This is a genomic window from Achromobacter sp. (assembly GCF_050285565.1).
Taxonomy (GTDB): domain Bacteria; phylum Pseudomonadota; class Gammaproteobacteria; order Burkholderiales; family Burkholderiaceae_B; genus Achromobacter.
In genome coordinates this window covers 191,109-211,449 of record NZ_JBLZXG010000011.1, presented here as the reverse complement: position 1 = coordinate 211,449, position 20,341 = coordinate 191,109, and the positions used below count along the sequence as shown (strand labels likewise).

Sequence of the window (20,341 nt, the reverse complement as noted above, 5' to 3'; positions counted from 1 at the left end):
GTAGGGAGCCGAAGGCGTACGAGGTTGACGCAGGGGCAGTCCGGAGCGAAGGCTCCGGACCGCAATCGTAGCCCCGCATCCCCCGCCGCCCGCCGCGACAGGCGCCTCAAGAACCCCTCACAAGACCAGCAAGCAAAAGATCAACCCGCAATCCGCCCCTCCTCCACCGCATGGCAAGCCACCACCGCCACTCCCGCCATCCGAGCCACCGGCGCCTCCGCCTTGCACCGCTCATTCGCATGCGGACACCGAGGATGAAACGTACACCCCGACGGCGGATTCAACGGATTCGGCACTTCCCCCGCCACCGCCGTGCGCGGCTTGCCCGCCCCATCGATATCCGGGATCGCCGCCAGCAGCATCCGCGTATAGGGATGCCGCGGCCGCGCAAACAGCTCATCGCGCGGCGCCACCTCCACCATCCGCCCCAGGTACATCACCCCGACCCGATCGGCCACGTGATGCACCACCGCCAGATTATGCGAGATGAACAGATACGTCAGCCCCAGTTCCCGCTGCAGATCCTTCATCAGATTCAGCACTTGCGCCTGCACCGACACGTCCAATGCCGAGGTCGGCTCGTCGCACACCAGGAACTCGGGATTCACCGCCAGCGCCCGCGCGATCGAGATGCGCTGGCGCTGCCCGCCCGAGAACTGGTGCGGATAGCGGCCCTGGTCGGCCGGGTCCAGCCCCACCTGCCTGAGCAGCTCGCCGACTCGCGCGGTGCGCTCGGCCGGCGTCATCCTGGTGTGCGTCAGCATCGGCTCGGCAATGATGCGTCCAACCCGCCAGCGCGGATTCAGGCTCGCGTACGGATCCTGGAAGATCATCTGCAGGCGCTTGCGCAGCTCGCGCCCGCCCGGCTCCGACATGCGCGACAGCGGCTGGCCGTCGAAGCGGATGTCGCCGCGCGTCAGGCCATACAGCCCCACCAGCATGCGCGCCACCGTCGACTTGCCGCAACCGGATTCGCCCACCAGCGCCAGGGTCTCGCCGCGCTTGATCTCGAACGACACGCCGTCCACCGCGCGCAGCATCACCCGCGGCTTGCCCGCCAGCTTGCGTTCCAGCCAGGGCGGCGACACATCGAACCAGCGCGCCGCGTCCTTCACTTCCACCAACGGCGTGCTCATGTGGCCACCTCGACTGCGTTTGCATGCAACCAACAGGCCGCGCGGGACGTGCCCGCCGGCATCAGTTCGGGCCGCTCCTGGCCGCAACGCGGCAGGCGCCGCCCGCAGCGCGGATTGAAGGCACAGCCCGGCGGAATCGCGTTCAGCCGCGGCATGCTGCCGTCGATCTGCACCAACCGCTCGGCATGCCCCTGCAGCGACGGGATCGACCCCATCAGCCCCGTCGTGTACGGGTGGCGCGGCTGGTGAATGACGTCGCGCACCGGCCCGATCTCGGCCACGCGCCCGGCGTACATCACCGCCACCCGGTCCGCCGTTTCCGCGATCACACCCATGTCGTGCGTGATCAGCATCACCGCCGTTCCCTGTTCGCGGCACAGGCGCTTGAGCAGTTCGATGATCTGCGCCTGGATCGACACGTCCAGCGCCGTGGTCGGCTCGTCCGCCACCACCAGCTTGGGCTCGGCCGCCAGCGCCAGCGCGATCACCACGCGCTGGCGCATGCCGCCCGAGAACTGGTGCGGATAGTGGTCAATGCGCTCGCGCGCCGCCGGGATGCCGGTCGCCGCCAGCAGCTCGACCGCGCGGTTGCGCGCCTGCGACCAGCTCATGTCCAGGTGCGTGACGATGGTCTCGGCCAGTTGCCGGCCCACCGTGTACAGCGGATTCAGGGACGTCAGCGGGTCCTGGAACACCGCCCCGATCTCGCGGCCGCGCACGCGGCGCATCTGCTCGTCCGGCAGATTGTCGATGCGGCGGCCCGCCAGCAGGATCTCGCCACCGGCGATGCGGCCGGGCGGCTCCAGCAGGCCGATGATCGACGCGCCGGTCAGCGACTTGCCGGCGCCCGACTCCCCCACCACGCCCAGGACCTCGCCCGCCTGGATCGAGAAGGACACGTCGTCCAGGGCGCGTAGCGTGCCGCGGCGCGTCGGAAACTCGACGCGCAGATTGCGGACTTCAAGTAATGCGCTCATGGGTATATCTCTAGTTCAGGCGTGGATTCAGCGCGTCGCGCAGCCAGTCACCCAGCAGGTTGACCGACAGCACCAGCAGCACCAGCGCCGCGCCCGGGAAGATGGTGATCCACCATTCGCCGGAAAACAGGAAATCGTTGCCGATGCGGATCAGCGTGCCCAGCGACGGCGCCGTCGGCGGCACCCCCACCCCCAGGAACGACAGCGTCGCCTCGGTGATGATGGCGGTCGCCAGGTGCACGGTGGCCAGCACCAGCACCGGCCCCAGCACGTTGGGCAGCACGTGGCGGAACATGATGACGGGCGAGGCCACGCCGATCACGCGCGCCGCCTGCACGTATTCGCGGTTCTTCTCCACCAGGGTCGAACCGCGCACCGTGCGCGCGTACTGCGGCCAGCCAGCCAGCGCGATGGCGCCGATCAGCACCGGGAACGCGATGATCTCGTGCAGCTCGCGCGGCACCGCCGCGCGCGCCACGCCGTCGATCAGCAGCGCGATCAGGATCGCCGGGAACGACAACTGCACATCGGCGATGCGCATGATGAAGGCATCGATGCGCCCGCCCGCGTAGCCCGAGATCAGCCCCAGCACGATGCCGATCAGCATCGACAGCAGCACCGAGGCCAGGCCGATCAGCAGCGACACGCGGGTGCCGTACAGGATCGCGGAATACAGATCGCGGCCCTGGCTGTCGGTGCCCAGCAGATAGGTAGACTGGCCGTTGGGCGACCAGGCCGGCGGCAGCAGCGCGTCCAGCAGTTCGACCTGGGTCAGGTCGAACGGATTGTGCGGCGCCACCCAGCCGGCGCCGAACGAGCCGATCAGCAGGGCCACCAGCAGCACGGTGGCGACGATGGCCACGGGCGCGCGGCGCCAGGCCCAGGCAATATCGCTGTCCCACCAGCGTTTCAGTATGGCACGCATCAGTGGCCACCTCCGCCGCGGGTCAGCCCGGAACGCAGGCGCGGATCCACGACAAAATACAGAAGATCGACGATCAGGTTGATCACCACGAACACCAGCGCGATCAGGCACAGGTACGCGGCCATCACCGGCACGTCGGCGAATTGCACCGCCTGGATGAACAGCAGGCCCATGCCGGGCCACTGGAACACCGTCTCGGTCACGATGGCGAAGGCGATGATGCCGCCCAATTGCAACCCGGTGATGGTGATGACGGGCACCATGGTGTTCTTGAGCGCATGGCCGAAATGGATGGCGCGGCGCTTCAGGCCGCGGGCGCGGGCGAACTTGATGTAGTCCGAGCGCAGCACCTCCAGCATTTCCGAGCGCACCAGCCGCAGCACCAGCGTCATCTGGAACAGCGACAGCGTGATCGACGGCAGGATCAGGTGCTTCCAGCCATTCGCGGTGAACAGGCCGGAGGTCCACCAGCCCAGCGCCACGGTATCGCCGCGGCCGTAGCTTGGCAGCCAGCCCAGTTGCACCGAGAACACCAGGATCAACAGGATGCCGATCAGGAAGGTCGGCAGCGACACCCCCAGCAACGAGCCGGCCAGCAGCAGTTGCGACAGCAGGCTGTTGCGCTTGAGCGCGGTGTACACACCCAGCGGCACGCCCACCACCAGCGCCAGCAGGGCCGCCACCAGGGACAGCTCCAGCGTGGCCGGCAGGCGCGACTTGAGCAGGGTCGAGACCGGTTCGCTCTGGCGCAGGGAAATGCCGAAATTGCCTTGCGCGGCGTTGGCCACGAAGTGGCCGAACTGGACGATGGCGGGCTGGTTCAGCCCCAGGCGCTCACGCAGTTCGATGCGCTCGGCATCGGTGGCATCCTGTCCCAGCATGATGGTGACAGGATCGCCAACGTATTGAAAAAGCACGAAGGCCAGCAGCGCGACGGTGAGCATCACCGCTACGGCCTGCAACAGGCGACGCAGTATGAAAGCGAACATAGGCGGGAAAGGCAAGACAGCGAAGCCCCGCGGGGCCTCGCTGTCTGGTTAGCCGGGGCGGGGTCAGTCGACCTTGACCCAGTCGGCAACGAGGCGGTTGTCCGCGCGGTGGATCACCGACACGTTCTTGCGCATGGCCCAGGGAATGACCTGGTCATGCAGCGGAATGTGGCCGAATTCCTGGGCGTGGACTTCCAGCACCTTGCGGATGTCGGCGTCGCGCTTGGCCACATCGGTTTCCGTCTTGATGCGGTCGATGATCGCGTCCAGTTCCTTGTTGCTGTAGTTGCCCAGGTTGTACATGCCGTCCGCGCCCTCGCCCTTGGTGCGGATCAGGTTCTGCAGCGTGTACATGGCGTCGAACGTGGGCACGCCCCAGCCGAACAGATAGGCGCTGGTGTCGGAGCTCTGCACCTTGGGGAAGTAGGTCGAACGCGGCATGGCGTTCATGGTCGCCTTCACGCCCACCTTGGCCCACATGCCGACCACGGCCTGGCAGATGGCTTCGTCGTTGATGTAGCGGTTGTTGGGACAGTCGAGCGTGAAGTTCAGGGTGCCGTCGTAGCCGGCGTCCTTGAGCAGGGCGCGGGCCTTTTCGGGATCGTACGGCACGCGCTTGTGCAGCGATTCGGTCCAGCCGTGAACCTGCGGCGCGATCATGGTGCCGGTGGGCGCCGACAGGCCGCGCATCACGGCGCGCTTGATGGCGTCGACGTCGATGGCGCGGTACAGCGCCTCGCGCACGCGGACGTCCTGGAACGGGTTCTTGCCCTTGATGTTCGAGTACTGCAACTCGGGACGCTTCTGGTCGAGGCCCAGATAGATGGTGCGGTACTCGTTGCCCTCGACCACCTTGGCGGACTGGCGCAGGCGGTCCAGGTCCTGCGCGGCCGGGTCGAGCACGAAGTCGATTTCGCCGGACAGCAGCGCGGCGGTGCGGGTGGCGTTCTGCTTGATCGGGGTGAACACCACTTCGGTGACGTTGCCGACCTTGTTGGGCTTGTTCCACCAGTCCTTGTTCTCTTCGAACACGGTGCGCACGTCGACTTCGCGCGACTTCAACTTGTACGGGCCGGTGCCGTTGGTGTTGCGCGCGCCGAAGGTCTCTTCCTTGTTGACGAAGTCCTGCGGCTTGGCGATGTTGTTCTTCTCCGACCAGGCCTTGTTCATGATGAACACGTTCGGCAACTGGCGCAGCAGCACCGGGTTGGGCGCCGTGGTCTCGATCTCGACCGTCAGGTCGTCGATCTTGCGCGCTTCCTTGATGCCGGTGGTGTAGGCCTTGTAGTTCGAGGTGGGCGCCATGGCGCGGTGCACCGAGAACACCACGTCGTCGGCCGTGAACGCGGCGCCGTCGTGGAACTTGACGCCGGGGCGCAGCTTGAAGCGGTACAGCGTGGGCGAAACCTGCTGCCACTCGGTTGCCAGGCGCGGCACCACCTTGAAGTCCTTGTCGTAGTCCACCAGCGGTTCATAGATATAGCTGTTGGCGGCGATCGTCATGCCTTCGTTCTGCGAGTGCGGATCGAAGGTGAGGATGTCGCCCTGGGCGGCCCAACGGAAGGTCTTGGCCTGCCCGATCGAGGGCACGGCCACGGCGGCGGCGATCGCGATGGCAATCAAAGTGCGGCGCATAGGTTCAACTCCTGACTGTAGTCTGAATACCGGCGCGATATTGCCTAGCGCCCAGACCCGCGTCAATTAAGGGTTTATGCGTACCGGAGGCGGTTTACACAGGGAAAACGCATTTAGGGACACATATAAATATGACAAAAAAATCGCTGTCCCTTGATGTAAACAGCGTTCGACCAGCGCCGCCGCGCCCCGCTATTCCTCGGCGTCCAGCGGCAAGTCGAGCGGCACATGCTCGGCCATCAGGCGCCGCAGCATGTCGATCAGCAACGCCGCCTTGTCCTCGCCGAACGGCGCCAGCACCGCCTTCTGGTGCTGCATCGCCTGCTCGCAAAGCGACGCGATCAGGTGCCGGCCCTTGGTGGTGATGACCACGCGCGTCTGGCGGCGGTCGGTTCGCACCTCGGTGCGCGTCACCCACCCTTCGGCCTCCATCCGCTGCACCACCTTGCTCAAGGTCGGTTGCTTGGTGATGGCCAGCACCGCCAGGTCGCCGATGGTTTCGCCGGCGCTGCCCTCCAGGCTCGCCAGCACCCGCCACTGCGTGACCGACAGGCCGGCGGCCTTCACCTGCTGGTGGAATTCCGCCGAGATGCGCTGGCTGGCCTGCGCCAGCAGGTAGGCCAGGTAGTCGTCGACGAACCGCGCGCCGCTGTCCTGGAGGCCACCGCCCTGCTTGTCCGACCGCATGTTGTTCCGCTCCCACGCATCAATATTGAATGGACGACCCGAGGCCGGCAGGCGCATTGCACCACGCTGGCGCGGGCGTGCGCCATGACGCGGCGCAATGCTGTTGCGCAGCACAGGGTATACCCCGAATCGCAACCCGTTTTTGCACCATCAAAGGGCCTTTTTCAAACGCTTCGAGTAGAGAACAACCAGTATATACACCCTTGTTTTCACGTGATATTTTTTTGATTCCATGAAATTTCATCTTTTTTGTTGACAGCTAAAACGTTGACTCCTAAAGTATTTTTCAGAGCGAAATTTCGTGACATGGCGTTGCTGCGAAGCAGCATGGCCGCGGGACCCGGATGCCGGTCCGCGTGGAGGAGTTCGAGATGGCTGAAAGGTCTTTCAAGAAAGAAGTCCAGCAGTTGCGCATCGGCGCGGGCCAAGAGTTCCGCGGCGAAGGCATTCTCGCGGTCACCAAGGCGCTGCTGCAATCCGGCGTGGGCTATGTGGCCGGCTATCAGGGCTCTCCCATCTCGCATCTGATGGATGTGCTGGCCGACGCCAACGACATCCTGCAGGAACTCGGCGTGCACTTCGAGGCCAGCGCCTCGGAAGCCACCGCCGCCGCCACGCTGGCCGCCTCGGTCATGTACCCGATCCGCGGCGCGGTCACCTGGAAATCCACCGTCGGCACCAACGTCGCCTCGGACGCGCTGGCCAACCTGGCCTCGGGCGGCGTCACCGGCGGCGCGCTGGTGATCGTCGGCGAAGACTATGGCGAAGGCTCGTCCATCATGCAGGAACGCTCGCACGCGTTCGCCATGAAATCGCAGATCTGGCTGCTCGATCCGCGTCCCAACCTGGAAAGCATGGTCAAGGCGGTGGAAGACGGCTTCGCGCTGTCCGAAGCCAGCAAGACGCCGGTGATGCTGCAACTGCGCATCCGCGGCTGCCACGTGCACGGCCGCTTCATCGCCAAGGACAACCAGCGGCCGGCGTTCTCGCTGGCCGAGGCGCTGGAAAGCCCGGCGCGCGACACCAGCCGCATCGTGCTGCCGCCGGCCTCGTTCCTGCACGAGCAGGAGAAGATCAAGGAACGCTGGCCCGCCGCCATCCGCTATATCAAGGAACACAAGCTCAACGAGCACTTCGACGGCGACCATGACGACATCGGCCTGATCTTGCAGGGCGGCTTGTACAACGGCGTGATCCGCGCCCTGCAATTGCTGGGCCTGGCGGACAACTTCGGCAACAGCCGCATTCCGCTGTATGTGATGAACGTGGCCTACCCGGTGATCGAGGACGAGGTCATCGACTTCTGCCGCGGCAAGCGCGCCGTGCTGCTGCTGGAGGAAGGCCAGCCCGACTACCTGGAGCAGGCCCTGCACGCGGTGCTGCGCAAGGCGGGCGTCGACACGAAGCTGGCCGGCAAGGACGTGCTGCCGATGGCCGGCGAATACACCACCCAGGTGATGCGCGACGGCCTGCGCGCGTTCCTCAAGCGCGAGCGCCCCGAATCGCTGCAGACCCATCCCGCCGTGGCCGCCGACAGCGGCGTGGCGGAACCCGCGCTGCAGGTCACCGAAATCATCCGGCCCAAGCCCGCGCCGCGCCCGGCCGAACAGCCCATCACCTTCCACAAGCACGTGGCGGAACTGGCCGCCGTGGTGCCGCCGCGCCCGGCCGGCTTCTGTACCGGCTGTCCGGAGCGGCCGATCTTCTCGGCCCTGACGCTGGCGCAGGAGAGGCTGGGCCAGCACCATATTTCCTGCGACATCGGCTGTCACCTGTTCTCGATCCTGCCGCCGTTCAACCTGGGCGCCACTACCATGGGCTACGGCCTGGGCGCCTCCAGCGCCGCGGCCTTCAACGTGCCGGCGGCCAAGCGGCCGATCTCCATCATGGGCGACGGCGGCTTCTGGCACAACGGCCTGGCCTCGGGCATCGGCAACGCGGTTTTCAACAAGTATGACGGCGTCATCGTCATCGTCGACAACTTCTACGCCTCGGCCACCGGCGGGCAGGACATTCTGTCGTCGCGCGCCGAGAATCCGGACCGCTCCACCAACAACCCCATCGACCAGGCCGTGCGCGGCGTGGGCGTGAAGTGGGTGCGCACGCTGGACCGCACCTATGACGTGGCCAAGGTGCGCGCCACCATCGAGGAAGCGCTGACCACCGACATCAAGGGCCCCAAGGTCATCATCGCCCAGTCGGAATGCATGCTGAACAAGCAGCGCCGCATCAAACCGCTGTTCAACCAGGCGGTCAAGGCGGGCAAGCGCGTGGTCAAGGAACGCTTCGGCGTCGACCCCGACGTCTGCACCGGCGACCACGCCTGTATCCGGCTGTCCGGCTGCCCGTCGTTGACGGTCAAGGACAGCGGCGACCCCCTCAAGGAAGATCCGGTGGCCCACGTCGAAAGCAGCTGCGTGGGCTGCGGCAACTGCGGCGAGGTAGCGCACGCCGCCGTGCTGTGCCCGTCTTTCTACCGCGCCGACATCGTCCACATCCCCAGCGGCCGCGACCGTTTCCTGGCGCGCCTGCGCCAGGGCGTGATCGGCTTCCTGCAGCGCCGCCGCGAAGCGCGCCTGGCCAAATTCGCCCTGTGAGGACCCGCCCCATGAACCCGGTGGCATTGCAGCAAGGCACCCCCATCAAGATCGCCATCCTGGCCATGGGCGGCCAGGGCGGCGGCGTGCTGGCCGACTGGATCGTCGACATGGCCGAGCACGCCGGCTGGTGGGCCCAGACCACCTCGGTGCCGGGCGTGGCCCAGCGCACCGGCGCCACCATCTATTACCTGGAACTGCTGCCCGAGGCCGATGTGGCCCGTGCCGGCCGCGCGCCCGCGCTGGCGTTGATGCCCACCCCGGGCGACGTCGACCTGGTGGTGGCGGCCGAGCTGATGGAAGGCGGCCGCGCCATCCAGCGCGGGCTGGTCACGCCCGACCGCAGCGTGCTGATCGCCTCATCGCACCGCAGCTACGCGGTCAGCGAGAAGTCGGCGCCGGGCAATGGCATCGCCGACCCCAACAAAGTGCTGGAAGCCGGCCGCGCCGCGGCCCGCCGCTTCCTCTGCTTCGACCTGCAGGATCTGGCCGACCGCGCCGGCAGCGTCATCAGCGCCAGTCTGTTCGGCGCGGTGGCCGGCAGCGGCGCCTTGCCGTTTTCGCGCGAAGATTTCGAGGCCACCGTGCGCCGCGCCGGCGTCGGCGTGGACGCCAGCCTGCGCGCCTTCGCGCTGGGCTTCGAGGCCGCCGCGCAGGCGCCGGCGCAACCCGCCGCCATCGACCTGACGCGCCCGGTGCCCGCCGTGCCCGAACGCGCCGCCAGCGCAAAGACGCAGGCGCTGCTGGATCGCATCAACCGCGACTTCCCCGCCTGTGCGCGGCCGCTGCTGACGGCCGGCGCGCGCCGCCAGATCGAGTTCCAGGACCTGGCGTATGCCGAGGAATACCTGGCGCGCATGGCGGCGATCCGCGACCTCGACGCGCGCCACGGCGGCGAGGCGAAACAATGGGCACTGACCTGCGCCGCCGCGCGCTACGTGGCCACCGCCATGGCCTACGACGACGTCATCCGCGTGGCCGATCTGAAGACGCGCGGCACGCGCTTCGAACGGGTGCGCGCCGAGGTCGGCGCCAAGCCCGGCCAGTTGGTCTACACCACCGAATTCATGCACCCGCGGCTGGAAGAAATCTGCGGCACGCTGCCGGCCGGCCTGGGCCGCTGGCTGGAACAGTCCAAGGCCTTCGGCGGCTTCGTCGAACGGCGCCTGGGCAAGGGCCGCCGCATGCAGAGCGGCACACTCGCCGGCTTCCTGATGCTGTACACGCTGGCCGGCATGCGGCGTTTGCGCCGCCGCACGCTGCGCCACCAGATCGAATCCGAAGGCCTGAAGCAATGGCTCGACCTGATCGCCAGCCTGACGCCGCGCGACTATGACCTGGCGGTCGAAACCGTGAACTGCCGCCGCCTGGTCAAGGGTTATAGCGACACCCACGCGCGCGGCGGCGGCAAATACCGCCAGTTGATCGCAGCGGCCGCCCAGTTGGCAGGCCGCCCCGACGCGGCCGCCTCGCTGCGCGCCCTGCGCGAGGCCGCGCTGGCCGACGAAAAATGCGGCCCCCTTGAACGCCAATTGGCCGAGAAACTGGCCGCCTGACATCGACAAAGAGACGACGCCGTGCAAACCCTGAAACTCATCGTCCGTGAAGTGCGGCAAGAATCGCCGCTGATCCGCTCGCTGCGCCTGGCGCGCGAAGACGGCGGCGCCCTGCCCGCCTTCGGCCCCGGCGCCCACCTGAAGGTCAGCGTGCCGGGCCTGCGCGAGCCGCGCTGCTATTCGCTGGTGCAACTGGCCCCGGAAGCCGGCCGTTTCGCCGCACCCGTCGAATACCGCCTGGGCGTGCGGCTGGAGCAAGACAGTGCGGGCGGCTCGCGCCACATGCACGGCCTGGCGGTGGGCGACACGCTCAGCGTCGAAGGGCCCAAGAACGACTTCCCGCTGCACGAGGGCCCGGCCGGCGACGCGCCGGTGGTGCTGATCGCCGGCGGCATCGGCATCACGCCGGTGGCGTCCATGGCGGCGTCGCTCAAGGCCGCCGGCCGCGCCTTCGAACTGCACTACAGCGGCCGCAGCCGCGACCAGTTGGCGTTTCTGCCGGAATTGCAGGCGCTGGCGGGCGACGCGCTGGTGCTGCACGCCGACGACGACGCGACCTGCCGCTTCGACCTGAAGGCGCTGCTGGACGCCGCCAATCCGCGCCAGCACCTGTACGTGTGCGGCCCCAAGGGCCTGATCGACGCGGTCATCCAGGAAGCGCGCGCGCGCCACTGGCCTGACGCCCACATCCATTTCGAACTGTTCGCCAGCGCCGCGCCGCAGGCCGGCGACCAGCCCTTCGAGGTCGAGCTGCGCCAGTCCGGCCGGGTGCTGACCATTCCCGCCGACAAGACCATCGTCGACGTGATGGAAGAGGAAGGCTGCGACCCGATGTACGACTGCAAGCGCGGCGAATGCGGCGTGTGCCAGGCCACCGTGCTGGAGGGCGAGCCCGACCACCGCGACTACTACCTGTCGGATACCGAGAAGGCCAGCGGCAAGATCATCCAGATCTGCATCTCGCGCGCCAAGTCGGCGCGCCTGGTGCTGGATCTGTAGGGCCGGGCGCGACAAGAGGAGACCCCCAATGGCCAAATACCGCGACAACCCCGATGCCATCCGCGCCCTGCTGCGCGAGACCGAGGTGCACAAGGATCTGTTCATCGACGACGAACTGTTCGACCTGGAGATGGAACGGCTGTACGCCAACACCTGGGTCTACGTCGGCCACGACAGCCAGGTGCCCAACCCGGGCGACTACATCACCACCACCGTCGGCAACCAGCCGGTGGTGATGGTGCGCCACAGCGACCGCTCGGTGCGCGTGCTGCACAACCGCTGTCCGCACAAGGGCACCATGGTGGCCGGCGACGCCTGCGGCAACACCGGCAAGTTCTTCCGCTGCCCGTATCACGCCTGGACCTTCAAGACCGACGGCAGCCTGCTGTCGATCCCGCTGAAAAAGGGCTACGAAAACACCGGCCTGGAACAGTGCGAAGCCAGCCAGGGCATGGCGGCGGTGAAAGACGTGCGCAACCACCGCGGCTTCGTGTTCTGCCGCCTGAATCCCAACGGCCAATCGTTCGAGGACTTCTTCGGCGACGCGTTGTCGACGCTGGACAACATGGTCGACCGTTCGCCCGAGGGCCGGCTGGAAGTGGCCGGCGGCGTGCTGCGCTACATGCACCGCTGCAACTGGAAGATGCTGGTCGACAACCAGACCGACACCTGCCACCCGATGGTGGCGCACGAATCCTCGGCCGGCACCGCGGTCAAGGTGTGGGAGCAGGCGCCCGCCGGCACGCCCAAGCCGATGGCGGTGGAACTGTTCGCGCCGTTCATCTCGCCCTACGAATTCTTCGAGAACATGGGCATCCGCGTCTGGGAAAACGGCCACGGCCATACCGGCGTGTCCGATTCGATCCACGCCGCGTACTCGGGCGTTCCCGGCTACTGGGAAGCGATGGTCGCGGCCTACGGCGAGGAACGCGCCCGGCGGATTCTGGGCGACGTGCGCCACAACACCGTGTACTTCCCCAACATCATGGTCAAGGGCCCGATCCAGACCCTGCGCGTGTTCAAGCCGATCGCCGCCGACCGCACCCTGGTGGAGTCGTGGACCTTCCGCCTGGTCGGCGCGCCCGACCTGTTGCTGGAACGCACGCTCATGTACAACCGCCTGATCAACGCGCCCACCTCGGTGGTCGGCCACGACGACCTGGAGATGTACGAACGCGCCCAGGACGGCCTGCAATCGCGCGCCCGCGAGTGGGTCAACGTCGGCCGCCTGTACGACCCGGCCGAAGTCGGCCAGAAGAACGTCACCACCAACGGCACCAATGAATGGCAGATGCGCAACCAGTACCGCGCATGGGGCCGCTACATGACGGAGCAGGCATGAGCTTGAGCGACCGCGACCTGATCGATTTCGTGTACGCCGAGGCGCGCCTGCTCGACGAACTGCGCTTCGAGGAATGGCTCGACCTGTACACCGACGACGGCCACTACTGGATGCCGCTGGCGCACGGGCAGACCGACCCCAGGCTGCACGCGTCGCTGATGTACGAGGACAAACTGCTGCTGCGCGTGCGCGTCGAGCGGCTGGCCGGCCAGCGCACGTTCTCGCAGCAGCCCGGGAGCCGCTGCCACCACCTGCTGCAAGCCCCCGTCATCGAGCGCGACCATCCCGAGTCGGCGCCCGACCAGGGCCGCCACGTGCTGCGCACCGCCTTCCATTACGTCGAGACGCGACAGGACGCGCAGACCCTGTATGCCGGCTGGGCCACGCATCACCTGGTCGAGCAGGACGGCGCGCTGCGCATCCGCCTCAAGCGCGTCGACCTGGTGAACTGCGACGCCGCCTTCGGCAACATCCAATTGTTCATGTAGGAGCGGCTTGTGAGCACCACCGTCCATCAGGCATTCCGCGACACCGCGGCGCGCCACGGCGCCAGGCCCTTCCTGTGCATCCTGCCGGAAACCGCCGGCATCTACGGTATCGGCGCCGGCGAGCTGGGCTATGCGCAGGCGGCCAGCGCCATCGAGACGCTGCGCGCGGCCTATGCGCGCGCCGGCTACGGCCATGGCCACCGCGCCGGCCTGCTGTTGGAAAACCGTCCGGCCTTCTTCCTGCATTGGTTTGCGCTGAACGCGCTGGGCGTGTCGGTGGTGCCGATCAATCCCGACCTGCGCGCGGCCGAGCTGGAATACCTGACCGGCCACTCCGAGATCGCGCTGGCGGTAGCCCTGCCCGAGCGCCACGCCGACCTGCTGGCCGCCGCCGCGCGCGCCGGCCGGCCGCTGCGCGTGATGGGCCCGGACGACGCGCCGCCCGCCGCGCCCTTCCCCGCGCCACTGGCAGGCGATCCGGACGAACTGACTGAATGCGCGCTGCTGTACACGTCCGGCACCACCGGCCGCCCCAAGGGCTGCATCCTGCCGAACCGCTACTTCCTGCACGCGGGCCGCTGGTACGCCCGCATCGGCGGCCTGGCCGCACTGCGGCCCGGCGAGGAACGCATGCTGACGCCGCTGCCGCTGGTGCACATGAACGCCATGGCCTATTCCGCCATGGCCATGGTGCTGACCGGCGGCTGCCTGATTCCGCTGGATCGCTTTCATCCCAAGACCTGGTGGGACAGCGTGCGCGACTCGGGCGCGACCGTGCTGCATTACCTGGGCGTGATGCCGGCGATCCTGATGAAGGCCGAGCCGTCGGCGCGCGACAGGCAGCCGGCGATCCGCTTCGGCTTTGGCGCCGGGGTCGACCGCAAGCTGCACCAGCCGTTCGAGGAGCGCTTCGGCTTCCCGCTGCTGGAGGCGTGGGCCATGACCGAGACCGGCGCCGGCGCCGTCATCATCGCCAACCGCGAACCGCGCCACATCGGCAGCAGCTGCTTCGGCCGCGAGGAAGACGACGTGCAGGTGCGCATCGTCGCCGACCATGGCGGCGAGGCCGTGGCGGGCGAGCCGGGCGAGCTGCTGGTGCGCCATGCCGGCGACGACCCGCGCTATGGCTTCTTCGCCGGCTACCTGAAGGATGCCGACGCCACCGCCCAGGCCTGGGAGGACGGCTGGTTCCACACCGGCGACATCGTGCGGCGCGAGGCCGACGGCGCGCTGCGCTTTGTCGATCGCAAGAAGAACGTGATCCGCCGCAGCGGCGAGAACATCTCGGCGGTGGAAGTCGAAAGCGTGCTGTTGCAGCATCCGCTGGTCAAGGCGGTGGCGGTGGCCGCCGTGCCCGACCCGGTGCGCGGCGACGAGGTGCTGGCCTGCGTGGTGGCGGAAACCGCGCCCGCCGATGCCGCCGCGCGCGCCGCCGCCGCCCGCGATATCGTGCAATGGAGCCTGCAACAACTGGCCTACTACAAGGCGCCTGGCTACGTGGCCTTCGTCGACAGCCTGCCGCTGACCACTACCAACAAGATCCAGCGCGGCGAGATGAAGGCGCTGGCGCCGACGCTGCCCGGCACCGCCGCCTGCGTCGACACCACCGCCATGAAAAAGCGCCAGGAGCCCGCCCGATGAGCGCGCCGCGCGCCCGCTACGACGGCGTGGTGGCGGCCCTGCCCGTCAGCATTCCGTATGAGCGCTACTCGCCCCATGCCGCCCACTGGTGGCTGGGCCGCGCGCTGGGCGCGCTGATCCGCCAGGCCGGCATCGCCAAGACCGACGTCGACGGCCTGTGCGTGTCCAGCTTCACGCTGGCGCCGGACACCGCCGTGGGCCTGACGCAGCACCTGGGCATGAGCCCGCGCTGGCTCGACCACATCCCCATGGGCGGCGCCAGCGGCGTGGCCGCGCTGCGCCGCGCCGCGCGCGCGGTGCAGGCGGGCGACGCCGGCATCGTCGCCTGCATCGCGGGCGACACCAACCAGGTCGACTCGTTCCGCAACACCGTCAGCCAGTTCTCGCGCTTCGCCCAGGATGCGGTCTACCCGTATGGCGCGGGCGGCCCCAACGCCAGCTTCGCGCTGCTGACCGCGCACTACATGCGCAGCACCGGCGCCACCCGCGAAGACTTCGGCAAGGTCTGCGTGGCGCAGCGCGACAACGCGCTGCGCTATCCGCACGCGTTGATGAAGAAGCCGCTGACGCTCAAGCAATACCTGGACGCGCGCGTCATCACCGACCCGATCCACCTGTTCGACTGCGTCATGCCCTGCGCCGGCGCCGACGGCTTCCTGGTCATGAGCGAGGACCGGGCGCGGGCGCTGCATCTGCCCTACGCCCGCATCCTGTCCACCATCGAACGCCACAACGCCTGGATCGAAGACCCGATCCAGACCCGCGGCGGCTGGACCATGGACATCGACGAACTCTACGGCATGGCCGGCGCCGCGCCGGCCGACATGGACTTCCTGCAGGCCTATGACGACTACCCGGTCATCAACCTGATGCAGATGGAAGACCTGGGCTTCTGCGCCAAGGGCGAGGCGCCCGCCTTCGTGCGCGCCAACACCTTCACCGTCGACGGCAGCCTGCCCTTCAACACCAACGGCGGCCAGCTATCGGTGGGCCAGGCCGGCGCGGCCGGCGGCTACCTCGGCATGGTCGAGGCGCTGCGCCAACTGACCGGCGCCGCCGGCGGCACCCAGGTGGCCGACGCGCGCCTGGGGCTGGTCAGCGGCTTCGGCATGATCAACTACGACCGCGGGCTGTGCACCGCCGCGGCCATTTTGGCCAGGAGCGACGCATGACCCAGCCGCTAGCCAAGCCGCCGCGCAAAGACCCCGTGGCGCGCACGCGCCAGCCGACCCTGCCGCCCGGCGCCCGCAGCCGCGCGGCGCTCGGGCTGACGGCCGCGGCCGCCGAAGGCCGCTTCGAACTGCAGACCTGCGCCGAGTGCGGCGCCGTGCAATACCCGCCGCGCGAAGTCTGCGGCCATTGCCTGTCGCAACACCTGCCCTGGCGGCCGGTGGACCCGCGCGGCGAACTGCTGGTCAGCACCACCCTGCACCACAGCAACGACCTCTATTTCCGTGAACGCCTGCCATGGCGCGTCGGCACGGTGCGCATGGACGCCGGCCCGTCGGTGGTGGCGCATGTGCACCAGGACTGCGCCGACGGCGCCCGCGTGCGGCTGGCGCTGAAGCTCGATCGCAGCGGCCAGGCCGTCATGATCGCCCTGCCCGAAAGGAATACGCCCAACATGGAAGACGACAAGACCCTGCGCGAGACCTCGTGCGATCCGAAATTCCGCCGGGCGCTGGTCACCGACGGCAAGTCGGCGGTGGGCCTGGCGGTGGCGCGCGCGCTGCTGGACACCGGCAGCCCGACGGTCTTCGTCGGCGATCCGCGGACCTGGCGCCGCGACGCCGCCTTCGACGCGCTGGCGGCAGACCCACGGGTGCAGGTGCTGGCGCTGGACGTGACCGACAGCGATTCGGTCGCGCGCGCCGCCGCCTCGATCGGCGGCAAGGTCGAGATCCTGGTCAACACCGCCGACCAGGAGCGCGAAGGCGGCCTGCTCGGCCGCAAGGACGTCAACACCGCGCGCGACGCCCTGGACGTCAACGTGCTGGGCCTGATGCGGCTGGCGCAGGCCTTCGGCCCAGCGCTGTGCGGCCGCGCCGCCGACGGCGTCAACAATGCCACGGCCTGGGTCAACGTGCTGTCGATCTACGCCCACGTCAACCTGCCGGCGCGCGGCATGTGGTCGGCTTCCAAGGCCGCCGCGCTGTCGCTGACGCAGTGCCTGCGCGCCGAAATGCGGCCGGCCGGCGTGCGCGTGGTGAACGTATTTCCCGGCCCGGTGGACCACGAATGGGAGCAGCGCACGCCGCCCCCGCGCGTGGCCCCCGCAGCCATCGCGAGCGCCATCGTGCGCGCGCTCAAGGATGGCGTCGAGGACGTGTACGTCGGCGACGTGGCACAGGAATTCCGCGCAAGGCTGGCGGAGAACCCCAAGGGCCTGGAACGGGAACTGGGCGCCTGACGCCCCGACACGAAACCAAAGGAGCAACAGATGAGCCAACCCATACTCGCGCAGTTCATGACCGAACTGGTGTCGGGCCGCATCCGCCTGGTGGACCTGACCGAGACCCTGACGCCCGAATTCCCCACCATCGTGCTGCCGCCGGAATTTGGCCAGGCCTGGCCCTTCCGCATCGAGGAAATCTCGCGCTATGACGAGCGCGGCCCGGCCTGGTACTGGAACAACTTCTCGTGCTCCGAGCACACCGGCACCCACTTCGACGCGCCGGTGCACTGGGTCACCGGCAAGGACCAGCCCGACAACACCGTCGACACCATTCCGGTCGAGGCTTTCATCGCCAGCGCCTGTGTCATCGACTGTTCGGCCGAGGCGCGCGACAACCCCGACTTCCTGCTGACCATCGACTTCGTCAAGAAGTGGGAGGAAAAGCATGGCCGCATCCCGGCCCGTTCCTGGGTGCTGATGCGCACCGACTGGTCCAAGCGCGCCAAGCCGGCCGAATACCTGAACATGCGGGAAGACGGCGCCCACTCGCCCGGCCCCGACGCCGAGGTGGTGCCGTGGCTCATCAAGGAACGCGACGTGCACGGCTTCGGCACCGAGTCGGTGGGCACCGACGCCGGCCAGGCCCATCACCTGAACCCGCCCTACCCCTGCCACTACTTCATGCACGGCAACAACCGCTACGGCCTGCAGTGCCTGACCAACCTGGACCAGTTGCCGCCCACCGGCGCGGTGATCTTCTCGGCGCCGCTCAAGATCCGCAGCGGCTCGGGCAGCCCGCTGCGGGTGCTGGCGCTGGCGCCGCGCGCCTGAGCGGCGGCCGATAACTACAGAACACAGGGGGAAGCACCATGACGCAAACCAACGTCGCCATCGTCACCGGCGGCAGCGCCGGCATCGGCGCCGAGATCTGCCGCAGCATGCTCGACGCGGGCTACGAGGTGATCTCGATGGCGCGCCGCGCCGCCGACTTCAGCCACCCGCGCCTGCACAACGTGCAGGTCGACCTGCTGGACGCAGACGCCACCGCGCAGGCGGGCGCCGAGATCGCGGCGCGCTTTCCGGTCAGCCACGTCATCCACAACGCCGGCGTCATCTGGCCCAACCTGCTGCCGCAGGTGACCCAGGAGGAACTGCATGGCTTGACCCAGATCCACCTGGGCGCGGCCATCAGCCTGGTGCAGGCGGCGCTGCCCGGCATGCAGGAACGCAAGTTTGGCCGCATCGTCATGATGTCCTCGCGCGGCGCGCTGGGCCTGCCGACCCGCACCGCCTATTCCGCCACCAAGGCCGGCATGATCGGCATGGCGCGCACCTGGTCGCTGGAACTGGCCCCTTTTGGCATCACCGTCAACGTGGTGGCCCCGGGCCCGATCCAGACCGACATGTTCTACGAAGTGATCGAACCCGGCAGCGAACGCGAAAAGCAGCTGGCCAACGGCATCCCCGTCAAGCGCCTGGGACGCTCGGACGACGTGGCGCGGGCGGTGATGTTCTTCGCCGACCCCGCCAACAGCTTCGTCACCGGCCAGACGCTGTTCGTCTGCGGCGGCGCCAGCGTCAGTTCCATCACCATCTGACCGGCGTCCAACGCATCCGCTTCGGGTTTTGACGGATAGGTAAGCACGCAGACCGCGTCTACAGTGCAGTGCCAGAAAGTTGAAGCCAAAAGCAATTTTCGCGGTATCCGTTTTCTCCGTTTTCCAGCCGCACCCACTCTGCTCCCTATCCGGAGGTTTTGCCATGCTGTCGAAGAAACTCCCCCTGGCCGCCGCCGTGCTGGCCACGCTGGTCTCGCTGCCCGTCCTGGCCCAGGTCAAGGTCGGCGTGGTCACCTCGTCCACCGGCCCCACCGCGCTGGTCGGCATTCCGCAAAAGAACACCGTGCCGCTGCTGCCCAAGAAGATCGGCGACCTGACCGTGGAATACATCTCGCTGGATGACGCCAGCGATTCGACCAACTCGGTCACCGCCTTCAAGAAGCTGATCACCGAGCAGAACGTGGACGCGCTGATCGGGCCGTCGGGCTCGCCCAACGCCATGGGCGTGATCCAGTTCGCCGCCGAGGCCGGCGTGCCGATGCTGGCGCCGGTGGGCACCGCCGCCGTGGTGCTGCCGATGAACGAACAGAAAAAGTGGGTCTTCAAGACTACCCAGAACGACGACATCATCGCCCGCGCGCTGGTCGACCACATGGCCAAGACCGGCATCAAGACGGTCGGCTTCATCGGCCTGAACGATCCCTATGGCGAGAACTGGTACAAGGTATTCTCCGGCCTGGCGGCCGAGAAGGGCATCAAGATCACCGCCAATGAGCGCTACCTGCGCTTTGACAGCTCAGTCACCGGCCAGGCGCTGAAGATCCTGGCGGCCAAGCCCGACGCCGTGCTGGTGGCCGCCCCCGGCGCCGCCAGCGTGCTGCCGCAGACGACGCTGTTCGATCAGGGCTACAAGGGCAAGTTCTACCAGACCCACGGCGCCGCGCTGCCCGACTTCCTCAAGCTGGGCGGCAAGAAGGTCGAAGGCACGGTGCTGGCCGCCAGCCTGATGCTGGTGCTGCCGGAAATGCCCGACAGCAACCCGTCCAAGAAGGTGGCCAGCGACTACATCGCCGCCTACGAAAAGCTCAACGGCTCCAAGCCCGCCACCTTCGGCGCCAACGTCTACGACGCCGGCCTGCTGCTGGAGAAGGCCATTCCGCTGGCCGAGAAGGCCGGCAAACCTGGCACCAAGGAGTTCCGCAGCGCGCTGCGCGACGCGCTGGAGCAGACCCGCGAGCTGGTCGGCACCCAGGGCGTCTACAACATGAGCGCCGCCGACCACAGCGGCTTCGACGACCGCGGCCGCGAACTCATCACCGTCAAGGACGGCAACTGGACGCTAGTCAAGTAACCCCCCCTTGAACGCTGCCACATCGAGATGCCGCGGAGCCGGCTCCGCCGGTCCGCAGGCATGC

The 20,341-nt window shown here is 68.0% G+C and carries 17 protein-coding genes; 11 read left to right on the top strand and 6 right to left on the bottom strand.

Going from position 1 to position 20,341, the window contains the following annotated elements; translation table 11 throughout:
* Positions 1-140: 140 nt before the first annotated feature.
* The 6 genes from ACN6O8_RS22625 to ACN6O8_RS22600 form a co-directional block, all read right to left on the bottom strand.
* A complete protein-coding gene (locus ACN6O8_RS22625; RefSeq protein ID WP_427993225.1) occupies positions 141-1,136 on the bottom strand; it encodes an ABC transporter ATP-binding protein in 996 nt (331 codons plus the stop codon).
* A complete protein-coding gene (locus tag ACN6O8_RS22620; RefSeq protein WP_427993224.1) occupies positions 1,133-2,113 on the bottom strand; it encodes an ABC transporter ATP-binding protein in 981 nt (326 codons plus the stop codon). The genes ACN6O8_RS22625 and ACN6O8_RS22620 overlap by 4 nt, the downstream gene beginning before the upstream one ends.
* Positions 2,114-2,123: 10 nt before the next feature.
* On the bottom strand, positions 2,124-3,038 hold the full coding sequence (locus ACN6O8_RS22615) for an ABC transporter permease (RefSeq protein ID WP_427993223.1): 915 nt from the start codon (positions 3,036-3,038) through the stop codon (positions 2,124-2,126).
* Positions 3,038-4,027 (bottom strand): ABC transporter permease, encoded by a 990-nt coding sequence (locus tag ACN6O8_RS22610; protein ID WP_427993222.1) that lies wholly within the window; start codon positions 4,025-4,027, stop codon positions 3,038-3,040. The genes ACN6O8_RS22615 and ACN6O8_RS22610 overlap by 1 nt, the downstream gene beginning before the upstream one ends.
* A 63-nt stretch (positions 4,028-4,090) precedes the next feature.
* Positions 4,091-5,662 (bottom strand): ABC transporter substrate-binding protein, encoded by a 1,572-nt coding sequence (locus ACN6O8_RS22605; RefSeq protein ID WP_427993221.1) that lies wholly within the window; start codon positions 5,660-5,662, stop codon positions 4,091-4,093.
* Between the two features lie 192 nt (positions 5,663-5,854).
* Positions 5,855-6,349, bottom strand: a complete 495-nt coding sequence (locus tag ACN6O8_RS22600) for a MarR family winged helix-turn-helix transcriptional regulator (protein ID WP_427993220.1) — start codon at positions 6,347-6,349, stop codon at positions 5,855-5,857.
* 371 nt (positions 6,350-6,720) lie between these two features.
* Here ACN6O8_RS22600 and ACN6O8_RS22595 point away from each other — a divergent pair, with 371 nt between their 5' ends.
* From ACN6O8_RS22595 to ACN6O8_RS22545, 11 genes are all read left to right on the top strand, one after another.
* The gene (locus ACN6O8_RS22595) at positions 6,721-8,946 is read left to right on the top strand and encodes a thiamine pyrophosphate-dependent enzyme (RefSeq protein WP_427993219.1); all 2,226 of its coding nucleotides are present in this window, start codon (positions 6,721-6,723) and stop codon (positions 8,944-8,946) included.
* Positions 8,947-8,957: 11 nt separating this feature from the next.
* A complete protein-coding gene (locus ACN6O8_RS22590; RefSeq protein ID WP_427993218.1) occupies positions 8,958-10,502 on the top strand; it encodes an indolepyruvate oxidoreductase subunit beta family protein in 1,545 nt (514 codons plus the stop codon).
* Between the two features lie 21 nt (positions 10,503-10,523).
* Positions 10,524-11,501 (top strand): PDR/VanB family oxidoreductase, encoded by a 978-nt coding sequence (locus tag ACN6O8_RS22585; protein ID WP_427993217.1) that lies wholly within the window; start codon positions 10,524-10,526, stop codon positions 11,499-11,501.
* Positions 11,502-11,529: 28 nt separating this feature from the next.
* The gene (locus tag ACN6O8_RS22580; RefSeq protein WP_427993216.1) at positions 11,530-12,843 is read left to right on the top strand and encodes an aromatic ring-hydroxylating dioxygenase subunit alpha; all 1,314 of its coding nucleotides are present in this window, start codon (positions 11,530-11,532) and stop codon (positions 12,841-12,843) included.
* Positions 12,840-13,331: an aromatic-ring-hydroxylating dioxygenase subunit beta gene (locus tag ACN6O8_RS22575; RefSeq protein ID WP_427993215.1), complete on the top strand. Its 492-nt coding sequence runs from the start codon at positions 12,840-12,842 to the stop codon at positions 13,329-13,331. The genes ACN6O8_RS22580 and ACN6O8_RS22575 overlap by 4 nt, the downstream gene beginning before the upstream one ends.
* Before the next feature lie 9 nt (positions 13,332-13,340).
* Positions 13,341-14,972 (top strand): AMP-binding protein, encoded by a 1,632-nt coding sequence (locus tag ACN6O8_RS22570; protein WP_427993214.1) that lies wholly within the window; start codon positions 13,341-13,343, stop codon positions 14,970-14,972.
* Complete coding sequence (locus tag ACN6O8_RS22565; protein WP_427993213.1) at positions 14,969-16,144, top strand: thiolase family protein; 1,176 nt, start codon at positions 14,969-14,971, stop codon at positions 16,142-16,144. Before ACN6O8_RS22570 ends, ACN6O8_RS22565 begins: the two co-directional genes overlap by 4 nt.
* Positions 16,141-17,382, top strand: coding sequence for an SDR family NAD(P)-dependent oxidoreductase (locus ACN6O8_RS22560; protein ID WP_427993212.1), 1,242 nt, complete (start codon positions 16,141-16,143; stop codon positions 17,380-17,382). Before ACN6O8_RS22565 ends, ACN6O8_RS22560 begins: the two co-directional genes overlap by 4 nt.
* Positions 17,383-17,412: 30 nt before the next feature.
* A complete protein-coding gene (locus ACN6O8_RS22555) occupies positions 17,413-18,198 on the top strand; it encodes a cyclase family protein (RefSeq protein WP_427993211.1) in 786 nt (261 codons plus the stop codon).
* Between the two features lie 38 nt (positions 18,199-18,236).
* Positions 18,237-18,965 carry an SDR family NAD(P)-dependent oxidoreductase gene (locus ACN6O8_RS22550; RefSeq protein WP_427993210.1) on the top strand — a complete coding sequence of 243 codons (729 nt, stop codon included), beginning with the start codon at positions 18,237-18,239 and terminating at the stop codon, positions 18,963-18,965.
* Between the two features lie 163 nt (positions 18,966-19,128).
* Entirely contained in the window at positions 19,129-20,277 is a 1,149-nt protein-coding gene (locus ACN6O8_RS22545; RefSeq protein WP_006388950.1) for an ABC transporter substrate-binding protein, read from the top strand.
* Positions 20,278-20,341 lie beyond the last annotated feature (64 nt).